The organism is Streptomyces davaonensis JCM 4913, from assembly GCF_000349325.1.
GTDB classification, from domain to species: domain Bacteria; phylum Actinomycetota; class Actinomycetes; order Streptomycetales; family Streptomycetaceae; genus Streptomyces; species Streptomyces davaonensis.
Genome location: NC_020504.1, coordinates 8153976 through 8168682, shown reverse-complemented (window position 1 = coordinate 8168682; position 14707 = coordinate 8153976). Strand labels below are relative to the sequence as shown.

The 14707-nt window shown below is 72.6% G+C and carries 13 protein-coding genes and 1 pseudogene; 7 read left to right on the top strand and 7 right to left on the bottom strand.

Annotated elements, in window-relative coordinates:
* Window positions 1–58: 58 nt before the first annotated feature.
* Complete coding sequence (locus BN159_RS36180) at window positions 59–1078, top strand: cation diffusion facilitator family transporter (protein ID WP_015661999.1); 1020 nt, start codon at window positions 59–61, stop codon at window positions 1076–1078.
* A gap of 124 nt (window positions 1079–1202) precedes the next feature.
* Window positions 1203–1601, top strand: a pseudogene (locus BN159_RS36175) (integrase core domain-containing protein); the annotation flags it as partial.
* 200 nt (window positions 1602–1801) lie between these two features.
* Here the strand turns inward: BN159_RS36175 and BN159_RS36170 are convergent.
* Window positions 1802–2359: a YbaK/EbsC family protein gene (locus BN159_RS36170; RefSeq protein WP_015661997.1), complete on the bottom strand. Its 558-nt coding sequence runs from the start codon at window positions 2357–2359 to the stop codon at window positions 1802–1804.
* 30 nt (window positions 2360–2389) lie between these two features.
* The gene (locus BN159_RS36165) at window positions 2390–2962 is read right to left on the bottom strand and encodes a helix-turn-helix domain-containing protein (protein ID WP_015661996.1); all 573 of its coding nucleotides are present in this window, start codon (window positions 2960–2962) and stop codon (window positions 2390–2392) included.
* A 106-nt stretch (window positions 2963–3068) separates the two neighbouring features.
* Here BN159_RS36165 and BN159_RS36160 point away from each other — a divergent pair, with 106 nt between their 5' ends.
* Window positions 3069–3926, top strand: a complete 858-nt coding sequence (locus BN159_RS36160; protein WP_015661995.1) for a DMT family transporter — start codon at window positions 3069–3071, stop codon at window positions 3924–3926.
* Between the two features lie 12 nt (window positions 3927–3938).
* On the opposite strand, the gene BN159_RS36155 is transcribed toward BN159_RS36160, so the two are convergent.
* Complete coding sequence (locus BN159_RS36155; RefSeq protein WP_015661994.1) at window positions 3939–4703, bottom strand: acyltransferase; 765 nt, start codon at window positions 4701–4703, stop codon at window positions 3939–3941.
* Window positions 4704–4819: 116 nt separating this feature from the next.
* On the opposite strand from BN159_RS36155, the gene BN159_RS36150 reads away from it, so the two are divergent.
* The 3 genes from BN159_RS36150 (at window position 4820) to BN159_RS36140 (ending at window position 7780) form a co-directional block, all read left to right on the top strand.
* Window positions 4820–5458, top strand: coding sequence for a hypothetical protein (locus BN159_RS36150; protein ID WP_015661993.1), 639 nt, complete (start codon window positions 4820–4822; stop codon window positions 5456–5458).
* Complete coding sequence (locus tag BN159_RS36145; RefSeq protein ID WP_015661992.1) at window positions 5455–5904, top strand: RDD family protein; 450 nt, start codon at window positions 5455–5457, stop codon at window positions 5902–5904. The genes BN159_RS36150 and BN159_RS36145 overlap by 4 nt, the downstream gene beginning before the upstream one ends.
* Before the next feature lie 142 nt (window positions 5905–6046).
* A complete protein-coding gene (locus BN159_RS36140) occupies window positions 6047–7780 on the top strand; it encodes a SulP family inorganic anion transporter (RefSeq protein ID WP_015661991.1) in 1734 nt (577 codons plus the stop codon).
* A 9-nt stretch (window positions 7781–7789) separates the two neighbouring features.
* Here BN159_RS36140 and BN159_RS36135 read toward each other — a convergent pair whose 3' ends face one another.
* Window positions 7790–9085, bottom strand: a complete 1296-nt coding sequence (locus BN159_RS36135; RefSeq protein ID WP_015661990.1) for a diacylglycerol/lipid kinase family protein — start codon at window positions 9083–9085, stop codon at window positions 7790–7792.
* A 140-nt stretch (window positions 9086–9225) separates the two neighbouring features.
* Here BN159_RS36135 and BN159_RS36130 point away from each other — a divergent pair, with 140 nt between their 5' ends.
* On the top strand, window positions 9226–9759 hold the full coding sequence (locus BN159_RS36130; RefSeq protein ID WP_015661989.1) for a gamma carbonic anhydrase family protein: 534 nt from the start codon (window positions 9226–9228) through the stop codon (window positions 9757–9759).
* 3 nt (window positions 9760–9762) lie between these two features.
* On the opposite strand, the gene BN159_RS36125 is transcribed toward BN159_RS36130, so the two are convergent.
* The 3 genes from BN159_RS36125 to BN159_RS36115 form a co-directional block, all read right to left on the bottom strand.
* Window positions 9763–10413, bottom strand: coding sequence for a DedA family protein (locus BN159_RS36125; RefSeq protein WP_015661988.1), 651 nt, complete (start codon window positions 10411–10413; stop codon window positions 9763–9765).
* A 75-nt stretch (window positions 10414–10488) separates the two neighbouring features.
* Window positions 10489–12039 (bottom strand): carboxylesterase/lipase family protein, encoded by a 1551-nt coding sequence (locus tag BN159_RS36120; protein ID WP_015661987.1) that lies wholly within the window; start codon window positions 12037–12039, stop codon window positions 10489–10491.
* A complete protein-coding gene (locus BN159_RS36115) occupies window positions 12036–14498 on the bottom strand; it encodes a beta-glucosidase family protein (RefSeq protein WP_015661986.1) in 2463 nt (820 codons plus the stop codon). The genes BN159_RS36120 and BN159_RS36115 overlap by 4 nt, the downstream gene beginning before the upstream one ends.
* Window positions 14499–14707: the final 209 nt, after the last annotated feature.

Below are 14707 nucleotides of genomic sequence, written 5' to 3'. Positions count from 1 at the left end.
CGCACATAATGGCGTTGTGGACGGGGTAAGTCCACCTCCGCCACCGGAAGGGGGACCCGTGAGCCACCCGCACCACCACCACAAGCACCCGCACCCTCGTCGTCACCGCATCGCCCACTTCCTCAAACCGCACTCCCACGACACCGCCGACAAGCTCGACTCCGCCCTGGAGTCCTCGGCCCGCGGGATGCGCGCGCTGTGGGTGTCGCTGGCGGTGCTCGGCGCGACCGCGCTCGTGCAGGCGGTCGTCGTGGCCCTGTCCGGGTCGGTCGCGCTGCTCGGCGACACCGCGCACAACACCGCCGACGCGCTGACCGCCGTACCCCTCGGCATCGCCTTCGTCCTCGGCCGTCGCGCGGCGACCCGGCGCTTCACCTACGGCTACGGCCGCGCCGAGGATCTGGCGGGTCTGGTGATCGTGCTGACCATCGCGGCCTCGGCGGCGTTCGCCGGATGGACGGCCGTCGACCGACTGCTCGACCCCCGCCCGGTGACACATCTGCCCGCCGTCGCGGCCGCCGCGCTGGTGGGCTTCGCGGGCAATGAGTGGGTGGCGCGGTACCGGATCCGCGTCGGCCGGTCGATCGGTTCGGCCGCGCTGGTCGCCGACGGACTGCATGCCCGCACCGACGGATTCACCTCACTTGCGGTGCTGCTGGGCGCGGGCGGGGCGGCGGTCGGCTGGCAACTGGCGGACCCGATCGTGGGGTTGGCGATCACCGCGGCGATCCTGCTGGTGCTGCGGGACGCGGCGCGGGAGGTGTTCCGGCGGGTGCTGGACGCCGTGGACCCGGCCCTGGTGGACCGTGCCGAGCAGGCGCTGCGGGACGTGCCAGGGGTGCGCGGGGTGGGTGAGCTGCGGCTGCGCTGGATCGGGCACCGGCTGCGGGCCGAGGTCGCGGTGGTGGTGGACGGCGAGGCGACGGTACGACAGGCCCACGCCATAGCCGTGGACGCCGAACACGCCCTCCTGCACGCCGTCCCCCGGCTCACCGCGGCCCTGGTCCACGCGGACCCGGCACCGCTGCCGGGCGAGGCGGACCCGCACCAGGCACTGGCCCACCACACCGGGGCCTAGGTGTATTGATCACGAGCGTTGTTGACGCTCGCCGGTGCTTGATCATGGCGAAGACCTCCGGTGTGGTGGAGCTGTCTAGGACTGCACCGCACGGAGGTCTTCGTGTCTCACCGTAATGCCCGGCGAGATCCACTCCGACGAGAAGGCCGCCACCTGCGCCGCTTTCCTGCGCCGTGCCGCAGCCTTCTTCACCGCTCACGGTGTCCACCACATCGAGCGGGTCCTGACCGACAACGCCTGGCCCTACCGCAAGAGCTTCGCCTGGCGCCAGGCCCTGGCCGACCTCAGCGCGATCGGCAAGCTGACCCGCGCCTACCGGCCGCAGACCAACGGCAAGGTCGAACGCTTCAACCGCACCCTGCTCGACGAATGGGCCTACCTACGGCCCTACACCAGCAACACCGAACGCACCGCAGCCCTGACAGACTTCCTGCACACCTACAACCACCACCGCTGCCACACCGCACTCGGCGGCCACCCACCGATCAGCCGCGTAAACAACGCTGCGGGTCAATACACCTAGGGCCTGTCGTTTGGATCAGTCCGGCGTCGCGGGCCCTGGCACGCACTCCCCCAGAGGGGGTACCCCCAGCCGCGTTGTCGTCGGTCGCCGACGCTCCGCGTCGCCGCCCTCCTCCGCCTTGCAGCTGCACGCACCAGACCCCGCTCGGGCCGGCCGACCTGCACCGCTTCTTGCAGCCGGCCTGATCCGAACAACAGGCCCTAGGCGACCCCGAGCCCCTCCAGAACCACGGCGCCCGGCAGCTCCGCGAACGCCTTCCCCGGTACCAGCAGCTTGCCGCGGCGGCGGCCGCTGCCGACGAGGACGTACGGCAGGTCGACGACCGCGGAGTCCACCAGGATCGGCCAGTGGTCGGGCAGTCCGATCGGCGTGATGCCGCCGTACTCCATGCCGGTCTCGCCCGTCGCGATGTCCATGGCGGCGAACGACGCCTTGCGGGAGCCGAGTTGGCGGCGGACCGCGCCATTGACGTCGACGCGGGTTGTAGAGAGCGCGACGCACGCGGCGAGGGTGGTCTCACCCCCGCGCTTGCCCGCCACCACCACGCAGTTCGCGGACTGTTCGAGCAGCTCCTGGCCGTAGTGCTCGACGAAGACGGCGGTGTCGGCCCACTGCGGGTCGGTCTCGACGTAGATGATCTGGTCGGCGGGAACGCTGGCGCTCCAGCGGCGTACCGCGTCGGCGACCGGGGCGGTCAGCTCGTCGAGGCAGTCGGGGGCGGGAGTGGCCTGGTCGAAGTGTCCGATGGGTGCGCGCATGGCCGCACGGTAGCAACCGCGTACCGGCGCTCAGCGCACGGGCGGCACGGAGACGACCAGCACCAACTCGGCAGGCACATCACCGTCGTTGCCGTACCGGTGCGCCGCACTCGCCTCGAAGTAGGCGCTCGCGCCCGCCGGGACGCGGTGTTCCACGCCGTCGACGGTCAGCAGCAGTTCACCGGCCGTGACATGGATCAGCTCGACGGTGCCGACAGGGTGCGGGTCGGAGGCGCTGCCCTCGCCCGGCATCAGCCGCCAGTTCCACATCTCCAGCGGGCCCGGGGCCTCGGTGCCGACGAGGAGCCGGCTGTAGCTGCCGGAGTCGGTGTGCCACATCCGCACGACCTGATCGGCGGGGACCACGCGCACCTTCGGCCCCTGCTCGTAGTCGAGGAGGGTCGGGATGCTGACGCCGAGGGCGTCCCCGATCTTCACGACCGTGCCGAGGCTGGGGTTGGTGCGGGCCTGTTCGATCTGGATGAGCATGCCGCGGCTGACCCCGGCGCGGGCGGCGAGCGTGTCCAGCGTGAAGCCGCGCTCGGTGCGCCAGCGCTTGACGTTGCGGGCCAGGGACTGGGTCAGCAGGTCAAGATCCGACACGATTCATCCCATTCCGGAGTCCAATATTCTGGATGCAAGGGTTCAACAATCTGCACTACGGTGTGATGCACATGATCGTGCACCGAACTGTACTGCGAGGACGTCCGTGACAGCACTCTTCGCCCTGGCCACCAGCGTGCTCTGGGGTCTGGCGGACTTCGGCGGCGGGCTGCTGACACGGCGCACCCCCGCGCTCACCGTGGTGGTCGCCTCACAGTCGATCGCGGTCGTCGTCCTCGGTGCCGTCGTCCTGGCCACCGGCGGCTGGAGCGAGGCCGGACCCCGGCTGTGGTTCGCGGTGGCCGCGGGTCTGATCGGCCCGATGGCGATCCTCTGCTTCTACGAGGCGCTCGCCCGGGGACCCATGGGCGTCGTCTCCCCGCTCACCGCGCTCAGCGTGGCCGTCCCCGTCTCCGTGGGGCTGCTGCTCGGTGAGCGCCCCGGTCTCGTCCAGGTCGCGGGCATCGCGGTAGCCGTGACGGGCGTGGTCCTCGCGGGCGGGCCGCAGCGCGGGGGCGGCTCGGTGGAGCGGCGGACCATCGTGCTGACGCTGGGCGGCGCCTTCGGGTTCGGCACGTGTGTCGCGCTGATCAGCGAGGCGTCCACCACGGTGACCGGCCTCTTCCTCGCCCTTTTCGTGCAGCGCCTGACCAATGTCGTCGTGGGCGGCACCGCCCTGTTCGTCTCGGTGCGGCGCGGTTCCGTCGCCCTGCCGGAGGGCGGTTTCCCCTGGGGCGCGCTGCTCGCCCTGGCCTTCGTCGGCCTCGCCGACGTCGCAGCGAACGGCACCTACTCCGTCGCCGCCCAGCACGGCCCGGTGACCGTGGCCGCCGTACTGGCCTCGCTCTACCCGGTGGTGACGGCCCTCGCCGCACGCCTCGTCCTGAACGAACGCCTGCGCGGAGTCCAGGCGGCGGGCGCGAGCCTGGCCCTGGCCGGGACCTTGCTGCTGGCCACCGGCTGACCGGGCCCCGGCTCAGGCCTCGGCATCCAGTTGCGCCAGCCGCGCCGCCGACTCCTCGTCCAGTTCCGCCAGTGCCGCGAGCTGCTCCGGCGTCACCCCGTCCGGTATCGGCACCGGCGCCGGCGTCCTGAGCGGCGGCTGCCAGCCCTCGGCCGGCGTCCAGCGCCGTACGACCCGGGCGGGCGCGCCCGCCACGACGGCGTGGTCCGGCACCACGCCCCGGACCACCGCACCGGCCGCGACGACCACGTTCCGGCCGATCCGCGCGCCCGGCAGGATCACCGCGCCGGTGCCGATCCAGCACCCCGGGCCGATCGACACCGGCTCCATCCGCGGCCACTGCTTGCCGATGGGCTCGTGCGGATCGTCGTAGGAGTGGTTCGTGGACGTGATGTAGACGTACGGGCCGAAGTAGCAGTCGCTGCCGATGGTGACCGTGGTGTCGGCGATGACGTGGCTGCCGCGGCCGAGGACGACGCCGTCGCCGATGCTCAGGATGGGGTCGGGGCCGAGGTCGAGGTCGGGCATCAGGCCCGCGGTCAAGGTGACCTGCTCGCCGACGATGCAGTGGGAGCCCAGGTGGATCCAGGGCTCGCCGAAGACCGTGCCGAGCGGGAAGGCCAGGCGGGTGGCCTCGCCGATCGAGCCGAAGTGGAAGCGGCCGGGGCGCTCGGCGGTCACCGAACCGGTGCGCTGGACCCAGGCCCAACCCGCGTGGACGGCGCGCTGCGCCACTCGGTGACGCCAGGATGAGAACGTGTTCTTGCTCTTCGGCACGGGGTCACGGTACTGAGGGTGCGGCGCCCTGATGACGTCATGGGGTTGTGATCTTCGCCCCACGCTCACCCGTGACGGGTGAGGAAACGGCGCCGGGGCCATGATGCGGTGGTGGGATGAGCTGGCACGGCATCGTGAACCCGTTCCACGTCGCCGGACGCGTGGTGGGCCTCACGCTGGGCACCGCCGAGTTCGTCACCGACCGGGTGATCCGCGCGGTGACGGCCGCCGTGCTCGACCGCCTCGACCTGGACGACGTCGCCGAACGCATCGATGTGAACCGGGTCGCCGACCGCATCGACGTGATGCGCGTCGTCGATCGTGTCGACGTCGATCTGATCGCCGACCGGCTGGACGTGGACCGGGTGGCGGCGAGGGTGGACGTGGGCCGGGTGACGGACCGGGTCGATGTGAACCGGCTGGCCGAGCGGGTGGACGCCGAACAGATCGTGGCGCGCGTGGACATCGACGGGATAGTGGCCCGCGTCGACGTCGACCGGATCGCCGCCCGCCTCGACCTCGACGCCGTGATCGACCGCGTCGACCTGGTCGCGCTCGCGCGGGCCGTGCTGGAGGAGATCGATGTCGGCCGGATCGTGAAGGAGACGAGCGGCGGTCTTGCCGAGGAGACGGTCGACGCGCTCCGGCTCCAGAGTGTCCGGGCCGACCGGATGGTGAACCGGGTGGCCGACCGGCTGCTGCACCGCCCCGGCGCGGCACCGGAGCGGGCCGCCGGGCACGGGCCGGCGCCATGACGCAGGAGGTCCGGGAGCGGGCCCGGGAGGGTGAGGCGGCCGGTCTGGTGTCGCGGTGTCTCGCGGCGCTGATCGACGCGTTGGTGGTGGCGGGCATCGGCCTCGCCGTTCAGCTCGTCTTCGCCGGTCTGCGCCTTCTGGTGTCCGGTCCGCCGCTGCGGATGCCCGATCTCTCCCTCTGGACGACCGGGGCCCTGGGCTGGCTCCTGGCCGTGCTCTATCTCGTCGTGAGCTGGATCTGGACCGGTGCCACCCTCGGTGGCCGTCTGCTGGGACTGCGGGTCACCGGACGCGCGGGGCACCTGCTCGGCATTCCGCGCGCCCTCCTGCGGGCCGTGGTCTGCCTGGCTCTGCCCGTGGGCCTGTTCTGGATCCCTTTCAGCCGGCGCCGTGCCTCGCTCCAGGACCTCGTCGTCGCCAGTTCGGTCCGCTACCACCGGTTCTGACGTACGATCACCGGCGGCCGCCCCCTCCCGGGCATCACCCGCACCAGGTGACGCCGGGGCACCTTGTGCGGGGTAGGACTGGGAGACGAAGGGCCGACAAGGGCTGCGGCCCGCGGACGCCGTACCCCCGCGGAGGACCGCTATGCCAGGTGACGCCCCGAAGGGCCGCTACCTCCCGCCCGGCGTGCGCACACTCCTGGCCTACCAGCGCGCCTGGCTCGTCAAGGATGTCGTCGCCGGCGTGGTCCTCACCATGCTGCTGGTCCCGCAGGGCATGGCCTACGCGGAGCTGGCGGGACTGCCCGCGATCACCGGCCTGTACACGTCCGTGCTGTGTCTGCTGGCCTACGCCGTCTTCGGACCGTCGCGAATCCTGGTCCTCGGCCCGGACTCCTCGCTCGGCCCGATGATCGCGGCGACCCTGGTGCCGCTGATGGCGTCCGGAGGGGACAGCGGGCGGGCGGTGGCGCTCGCCTCGATGCTCGCGCTGATGGTCGGCGTCATCACGATCCTGGCCGGGGTGTGCCGACTGGGTTTCATCGCCGACCTCATCTCCAAGCCCACCATGATCGGCTACATGAACGGCCTGGCGCTGACCATCCTGATCGGCCAGTTGCCCAAGCTGTTCGGCTTCAGCACGGACGCGGACGGGCTCATCGACGAGGCGGCCGCCTTCGTACGGGGTCTGGCCGACGGCGACACGGTGCCGGCCGCGGTGGCGGTCGGGGGCGCCGGGATCGTGCTGATCCTGGTGCTCCAGCGCTGGCTGCCCAAGGTGCCGGCGGTGCTGGTGATGGTGGTCCTGGCGATCGCCGCGACGTCGGTCTTCGATCTCGGCGGGCACGGGGTGAACCTGGTCGGTGAACTCCCCCGCGGGTTCCCGCCGCTGACCTTCCCGGAGATCCGGGTGGACGACATCGCTCCGCTGCTGGCGGGGGCGCTGGGCATCGCCCTGGTGTCCCTCGCCGACACCATCTCCAACGCGACCGCGTTCGCCTCCCGCACCGGCCAGGAGGTGCGCGGCAACGAGGAGATGACGGCGATCGGGGCGGCCAACGTGGCAGCGGGCCTGTTCCAGGGGTTCCCGGTCAGCACCAGCGGATCGCGGACCGCGGTGGCCGAGCGCGCGGGCGCCAGGAGCCAGCTCACCGGGGTGATCGGCGCGGGCCTGATCATCCTGATGCTGGTCCTGTTGCCGGGCCTGTTCCGCAATCTGCCGCAGCCCGCACTGGCCGCGGTGGTCATCACGGCCTCGCTGTCCCTGGCCGACCTCAGCGGGACGGTCCGGCTGTGGAAGCAGCGCCGGGCGGAGTTCCTGCTGTCGATCGCGGCGTTCCTCGGCGTGGCGCTGCTCGGGGTGCTGCCGGGGATCGCGGTCGCCGTCGGACTGTCGATCCTCAACGTCTTCCGCCGGGCGTGGTGGCCGTACAACACGGTGCTGGGCCGGGTGCCGGACCTGCCCGGATTCCATGACGTGCGGTCCTACCCGCAGGCCGAGCGGCTGCCCGGCCTGGTGATCCACCGGTTCGACGGGCCGCTGTTCTTCGCCAACGCCAAGTCGTTCCGCAACGAGATCATGCGGCTGAGCCGTGCCGAGCCGCGGCCCCGCTGGGTGCTGATCGCCGCCGAGCCCATCACCGACGTGGACACCACGGCTTCGGACGAGCTGGAGGAACTGGACGAGGTCCTCAACGCGCACGGCATCAGCCTTGTCTTCGCCGAGCTCAAGGACCCGGTGCGGCGCAAGATCGAGCGGTACGGGCTTACCCGCACCATCGACCCGGCCCACTTCTTCCCGACGCTGGAGGCCGCGGTCGCCGCGTACCGCGCGGAGACCGGCGCCCAGTGGACGCGGGTCACCGAGCAGGACCAGTAGGCCCGCCCGTCAGTGCAGGGCCAGCCGGGCGAGCCCGCGCCAGTCGAGCGCGGCCCGCGCCGGACGTGTCCCCGGGCGCAGGCGCGGCACCAGCACACGCAGCGCCCCCGGCTGCACCACACACCGGACGGGCACGCTCAGGGTCAGCGCCTCCCCGTCGACTCCGGCCGGGATCGTGGGCCGGTCGGCATCGACGACCACCTCCGTCGCCGTCACCCTGGTCAGCCCCGCGGCCCGGTCGCCCCGCAGCAGACCGGCGGCCTGCGCCGCATTGGCCACCGTCACGCCCACGGCACCCAGCTCCCCGCCGTCCAGGCGTGCCCGCCGCCCCAGTCCCGCGATGTCGCCGGTCCCGTAGGGGTTGTTGCTGATCAGCAGGGCCTGCGGCGCGGTGAGGACCGTGTCCCCGGCGCGGGCGGTCAGCCGGGCGCCCCCGTGCTGCATCAGCAGGTCCGGCAGCAGATCCAGGGTGGTGCGGGTCTTGCCGTCCCGGTAGGCGGGGCTCTGCACCACCTCGGCGTACGCGCCGAACGACACGTTGTTGACGAAGGTGCGCCCGCCGGCCCGGCCCAGGTCGACGCTCAGTTCCACCCCGTCCCGCAACGCGTCCAGCGCCCGCGACGGATCGTCCCGGTCGAGGCCCAGGTCGAGGGCGAAGTGGTTGCGGGTCCCGGCCGGGATGACCAGGAACGGCAGGTCGAGCGCGGCGGCGACCTCGGCGACCAGTGCCTGGGTGCCGTCGCCGCCCGCGACGCCGAGCAGATCGGCGCCGTCCGCAGCGGCCGCCCGGGCCAGCTCGGCCACATCGGCCCGGCCCGGGCCCTCCAACAGAACCACCTCGGCCCCCAGCGCCTCGGCCTTCTCCCGCAGCCCGAACCGGTCCACCTTTCCGCCGCCCGAGCGCGGGTTCATGATCAGGACGGGGCGGCGGGCCTTTGGCGCGGGCCGCTCCGCCATACCGACCGGCACATCGGCAGCGGCGAGGGCGCTGCGCCCGGTGCCCACCGCGAGCGCCCACAGCGCCCCGGACAGAGCCACGACCCAGGCGAGACCGGCGCTGGTGTACGCCACCACCACCCACACCGGCGCGGCGACGGCCAGCAGGACGGCGAGCGCACGCGACAGGCGCCGCCGGGTCAGCGCCCACCACACGGCCGCGACGGTGAGCGCCGTTCCGGCGAGTCCGACGCCCAGCAGGGCGAGGGTCCGCAGCCCGGCGAACACGGCCAGGACGAGCACCGACGCCACCGCAGCCGCCAGCGACACCCGGGCCAGCCAGTGCCGCTGCCTCGTCGTGGATGCCATGTAGGCACCCTCCCGCCTGACCGGCCGTACCGCCTCACCCGCCACAGGCGACCCGCGCGGAAAGGCCCCGACAACCTCCGTCCGGCGCACATCGCCTACGGTGCCGGTGTACCGACGGCGGAAGAGACGGTGGGACGGCAATGGCGCACAAGGCGTTGATCACGGGCATCGGCGGCAGGGAGCCGCAGATCGACGGGGAGGCCTTCGTGGCGCCCACCGCGTCGGTGATCGGGGACGTGACGCTTCAGGCGGGCGCGAGCGTCTGGTACGGCGCGGTGGTCCGCGGCGATGTCGAGCGGATCTCCGTCGGCGCCCGGAGCAACATCCAGGACAACTGCACGCTCCACGCCGACCCGGGCTTTCCCGTGACGATCGGCGAGCGGGTGTCGGTCGGCCACAACGCGGTGGTGCACGGGGCGACCGTCGAGGACGACTGCCTGATCGGCATGGGAGCGACCGTCCTCAACGGCGCGGTGATCGGGGCGGGCTCCCTCGTGGCCGCGCAGGCGCTCGTGCCGCAGGGGATGCAGGTGCCGCCGGGATCACTGGTGGCGGGCGTCCCGGCGAAGATCCGACGGGAACTGTCGGAGGAGGAGCGCCAAGGCGTCACCCTCAACGGAACGCTGTACGCCGACCTCGCGAAGGCGCACGGCGGACTGTACGAGACGCCGTGACGCTCAGTCCGCGACCGGGACGGCCTCCGGCTCGGCCGCGGACTTCTCCCCCGCCGCCTTGCTCGCCTTGCGCTTGACGATCAGGAACGACGTCAGGCCGATCAGCACCGCCGCGACCAGGCCCAGCCACGAGAAGCGCTTCAGCCAGGACTCGGCGACGACACCGACGTAGTAGATGACCGCCGTCGTACCGCCCGCCCACAGGATGCCGCCGAGGACGTTGGCGGTGAGGAACTTCCAGTACGGCATGCGCAGGACGCCCGCGAGGGGGCCGGCGAAGATGCGGAGGAGGGCGACGAAGCGGCCGAAGAAGACCGCCCACATGCCCCACTTCTGGAAGGAGCGCTCGGCGGTCGCGATGTGCGCCTCGCTGAAGTGCTTGGGGAACTTGCCGCCGAGCCAGGCGAGCAGGGGGCGGCCCCCCTTGCGGCCGATGGCGTAGCCGATCGAGTCGCCGATGATGGCGCCCGCGGTGGCGCAGGCGCCGAGGATCACGGGGTTGATGTCACCGTGCTGCGAGGCGAGCAGCGCCGAGGAGACCAGGATGATCTCGCCGGGCAGCGGGATGCCCAGGCTCTCCAGGCCGATGACGAGGCCCACCAGCAGATAGATGGCGAGCGGGGGCACCGTTTCGAGCCATTCCTGGACGTGCAACGCCGTTCCTCTCCCTGTGCGGCCTGTTCCCGGCGCGCGCTCACCCGTGAGCGCGCGCCGGGGCAGCCTACCTGCTCACTGTGACGCGCCCGCGTCCCAGAGGTCGCACTGGTGGTCCCGGTGCACGGTCGTGCTCACCGCGTTGCCGCCCGCGGACGCGGTCCGCAGCGAGAGCACCCGCTCAGGGCCGCCGCCCGGCATACCGGGCTGTCCGTCGGCGCGCGGCACTCCGGTGCGCACGAAGGAGCCCCAGTACTGGACCGTCTGCCGCGACAGCGCCTGCTGCTCGGCGTTCAGCGGGGATTCCAGGCCGAAGTGCTTGAACAGGTACTGCACCTCGTTCACATGGGTCGCCCCGAAGTCGAAGTCGGTGCCGAGGTCGCGCAGTGAGGCGAAGGGCGGGGAGGTGCGGTCGGCGAACTCGTACGTGTACACCGGTCCGCGTCCGGCGAGCGTGCCGTCCAGCCGGAGCGCGGGGCAGGCGAACAGCAGGTCGCCGAGGGCGGTGCCGAAGGCGATCGTCGGGGTGGGGTGGGCGGCGAGGGGGTAGCGGGCGAGGGCCGCGTCGCCGAAGGACGCCCGCATGACCTCCGGGTACCGCTCGGCCGTGAGCGGGCCGCCGGCCCCGTCGAACTGCCCGAAGGCGAACAGCCGCCCCTCGTCCAGGTTGGCGCCGTTCAGCACCGGCACCCCGGCCGCGGCGCCGGAGTCGAAGGCGGCGGTGGGCTGCTCGGGCAGGAAGGCGCCGCCGGTCACCGGCGCCCAGTCGAAGCCGCCCTGGGCGGCCAGGATCTCGGCGGAGGTCTTGCCGCGCAGACACGCCACGGTCGTACAGCCGAGCCGCTCGGCGAAGGCGGCGCCCTGCGCGACCGCCGTGCCGTGGGGCCGGGCGGCGCAGTCGTCGTAGGCGCCGCTCTGGATGATGCCCGCGCGGAAGAGGCCCTCGGCGGTGGGTGAGGCGAGCTGGGTGCAGACCGAGCGACCGCCCGCGGACTCGCCCGCAATGGTGACGCGGCCCGGGTCGCCGCCGAAGCGGCCGATGTTGGCGCGCACCCAGCGCAGCGCGGCCTGCTGGTCGAGGAGGCCGAAGTTGCCGGAGACGCCGTCCGCTGCCTCGTCGTCGAGTCCGGCGGTGGCAAGGAAGCCCATCGCGCCGAGGCGGTAGTTGACGGTGACGACGACCGTGCCGGTCCGCCGGGCGAAGGCGTCGGGGACGACGTCCTGCCCGGCGCCCGCGGTGAGGCCGCCGCCGTGGAACCAGACGAGGACCGCGCGCCGGGCGGAGCCATGAGGCACGTACACGTTGAGGTCGAGGCAGTCCTCGGTGTGGCTGGGCCGCTCGTATCCGGGGTCCCAACTCGCGCCTTGCACGCACTTGTTGCCGAAGTCCCCCGCGTCACGCACCCCTTGCCAGGCCCGGACCGGCCGCGGCTCCCTCCAGCGGAGCCCGCCGACGGGCGGTTCGGCGTACGGGACGCCGAGGAACTGCCGTCCCTGCGCGGTGACTTCGCCGCGCACCAGGCCCGCCTCGGTGCGGACCACCGGAGCCGACGAAGCCTGCGCCGGAACCGGGACTGTCAGTGCGGCGGCCAGGGCCACCAGGGCTGTCACGACCCGCGGTATCATCGCGTCACCTCCACGCTCGTCCGCACCCGCAGATCACCCGCGGACGCCCCCACCCAGACGGTGCGCCGTCCGGTGCCCAGCACCCAGCCGTGCCGTTTCACGTCCCACGACGACAGGGTCCGCGCGGCGATCCGCACGGTGACCCTGCGCCGCTCCCCCGCACCGAGCGCGAGCCGTCGGTAGCCGCCCAACACCCTTACCGCCTGGTCGAGTTCCAGGTCCGGCGAGCGGCCCACGTACACCTGCGGCACCGCGATCCCGGCCCGCCGCCCGGTGTTGCGGACCGTGAACCGCACCTCGAGCCCGCCGCGGTGCCAGTGCGCCGAGAGCTCCTGATAGGTGAAAGAGGTGTAGGACAGGCCGTGCCCGAAGGGGAACAGCGGACGCTCGCCCGTGGCGTCGTACCAACGGTGTCCGGCGTGGATGCCCTCCGAGTAGACCTCGGTGCCGTCCACTCCGGGGTAGCGGCGCGGGTCCCCGGCGACCGGGTGGTGGTCGTCGTCCACCGGGAAGGTCTGGGTGAGCCGACCGCCGGGGTCGCTGTCGCCGAACAGGACGGCGGCGGTGGCGGCCGCGCCCTCCTGGCCCGGGTAGTACATCTGGAGCACGGCGCCGGTGCGGTGCAGCCAGGGCATCGAGGTCGCGGAGGAGGTGTTGAGGACGACGGTCGTGCGCGGGTTCACCGCGGTCACGGCCTCGATCAGCGCGGCCTGTCGACCGGGCAGGGCGATCGTGGTGCGGTCCTGGCCCTCGGTGGCGTCCTCGTAGGCGAAGAGCACCACTTGGCGGGCGGCGCGCGCGGCGCGGACGGCCTCGGCGACATCCTCGGCCCGGGTCGCATCGGTGATACGGCGCAGCCGGAACTCCTGACCGGTGTCCCCGCCCGCTGCGGTGATCCTCAAGGTGTGGGCGCCCTTGGGCAGTCGGAGCGTCTTGCGGCGCACGGAGAGCCCGTCGGGCGCCGTGGTGACGTAGCCGCCCATGAAGTACTCGCCCCAGCCCGGCACCAGCGGGAAGAGTTCCGCGCCGTCGAGGAGCACCTTGGGGCGGATGGTAGGCGCTCCCGAGTAGTGCAGGACGAAGGTCCACTCGTCGTCCTCGGGAAGGGTGAGGGTGCCGTCGTAGGACCAGGTCCGCCCGGCCGCCACACGCAGTTCCTCGCTGTCGAGGGCGGGGCTGAACGCCGAGGCGGGGACGGGCTTGCCGAAGATGTCCTCGCCGAGGGCGTACGTCACTTCGCCGCCGCGGGCCCGGATGGCGTCGAGGGGACTGTCGGCCCGGTCGGGCACCACATGGGCGCTGCCGCCGCCGCTGACGAAGGGCAGTGCGCCGGTCTGGCCGATCACCGCGATGGAGCCGCGGGTCAGGGGCAGGGTGGCGCGCTCGTTGCGCAGCAGGGTGGCGCCCGCCTTGGCGACCTCCAGGGCAACGGCCGCGCCGGCCCGGGTGTCGCGTTCGGGCCGTGGCGGCGCGCTGCCGTCGAGGTGGCCGAAGCGGTCCAGCACGGAGAGGATCCGGCGTACGGCACGGTCGACGTACCGCTCGGACACGCTGCCGTCGCGCACCGCGCGCCCCAGCGCGGCGCCGAAGTGGGTGCCGTCGGGCATCTCCAGGTCCAGGCCCGCGGTGAGGGCCTTCCCGGTGCTGTGGGCGGCGAACCAGTCGGTCATCACCAGGCCCTCGAAGCCCCACTGTTCGCGCAGGACGTCGGTGAGCAGTGTCTTGCTCTCGCAGGCGTAGGTGCCGTTGACCTTGTTGTAGGCGCCCATCACCGCGCCCGTCCCGGCGCCTACGGCGGCCTCGAAGCCGCGCAGCTCGACCTCGTGCATGGTCTGCTCGTCGACGCGCACATCGACGGTGTCGCGGTCCTTTTCCTGGTTGTTGAGGGCATAGTGCTTGACGGTGGCGACCAGGCCCTCGGCCTGGATGCCCTCGATCTCGGCGGCCACCAGGTCGGCGGCGAGCAGCGGATCCTCGCTGAAGGTCTCGAAGTTGCGCCCGGCGTAGGGGGTGCGGATGAGGTTGACCATCGGGGAGAGCAGGACGTCCTGGCCGAGGGCGCGGCCCTCGTGGCCGATGACGCGGCCGTAGCGGCGGGCCAGTTCCGGGTCGAAAGCGGAGGCCAGCAGGACGGGGGCGGGCAGGGCGGTGGCGTGTGCGGTGACGCGGACACCGGCCGGGCCGTCGGCCAGTCTGAGGGGCGGGATGCCGAGGCGCGGCACTCCGGGGACATGGCCCGCCTGGCCGAGCGGGGCGGGGTCGGTGGCACCGTGCAGGAGGGAGATCTTCTCGTCGAGGGTGAGTTCGGCGAGGAGAGCTTCGACGCGCCGGCCGGCGCTCGGGTCAGGTGCACCCTGGGCGCGGGCCGGTGAGGTCGGTCCGCCGGTCGCCGCCGCGGCGACGGCGATGGCGCCGCCGGTCAGTCGCAGGGCGGACCGCCGGGAAACAGTGTCGGTCATGACAGCCGTCACTCCTTCGGTGTGCGGGCACGACGATGTGAACCGCATGCGCGACGGCGCCCCGGTCTGTGTTCGCCCTCTGAACGCACTATGCGCCCACCGGACTTGACACCCCGCGAGAAACGCCACCGGCGCGTCGGAAACGTAGGACCGGAGGTGACTCGTGTCAATGAGTTCAACAAAGAGGGCCACCCCGACCGGGGTGGCCC

Excerpts from the sequence above, each read along its gene's own strand:
- BN159_RS36130 (WP_015661989.1), top strand. The coding sequence starts at position 9,226 with ATGGCGCACAAGGCGTTGATCACGGGCATCGGCGGCAGGGAGCCGCAG.
- BN159_RS36140 (WP_015661991.1), top strand. The coding sequence starts at position 6,047 with ATGCCAGGTGACGCCCCGAAGGGCCGCTACCTCCCGCCCGGCGTGCGC.
- BN159_RS36135 (WP_015661990.1), bottom strand. The coding sequence starts at position 9,085 with ATGGCATCCACGACGAGGCAGCGGCACTGGCTGGCCCGGGTGTCGCTG.
- BN159_RS36170 (WP_015661997.1), bottom strand. The coding sequence starts at position 2,359 with ATGCGCGCACCCATCGGACACTTCGACCAGGCCACTCCCGCCCCCGAC.
- BN159_RS36120 (WP_015661987.1), bottom strand. The coding sequence starts at position 12,039 with ATGATACCGCGGGTCGTGACAGCCCTGGTGGCCCTGGCCGCCGCACTG.
- BN159_RS36150 (WP_015661993.1), top strand. The coding sequence starts at position 4,820 with ATGAGCTGGCACGGCATCGTGAACCCGTTCCACGTCGCCGGACGCGTG.
- BN159_RS36145 (WP_015661992.1), top strand. The coding sequence starts at position 5,455 with ATGACGCAGGAGGTCCGGGAGCGGGCCCGGGAGGGTGAGGCGGCCGGT.
- BN159_RS36115 (WP_015661986.1), bottom strand. The coding sequence starts at position 14,498 with ATGACCGACACTGTTTCCCGGCGGTCCGCCCTGCGACTGACCGGCGGC.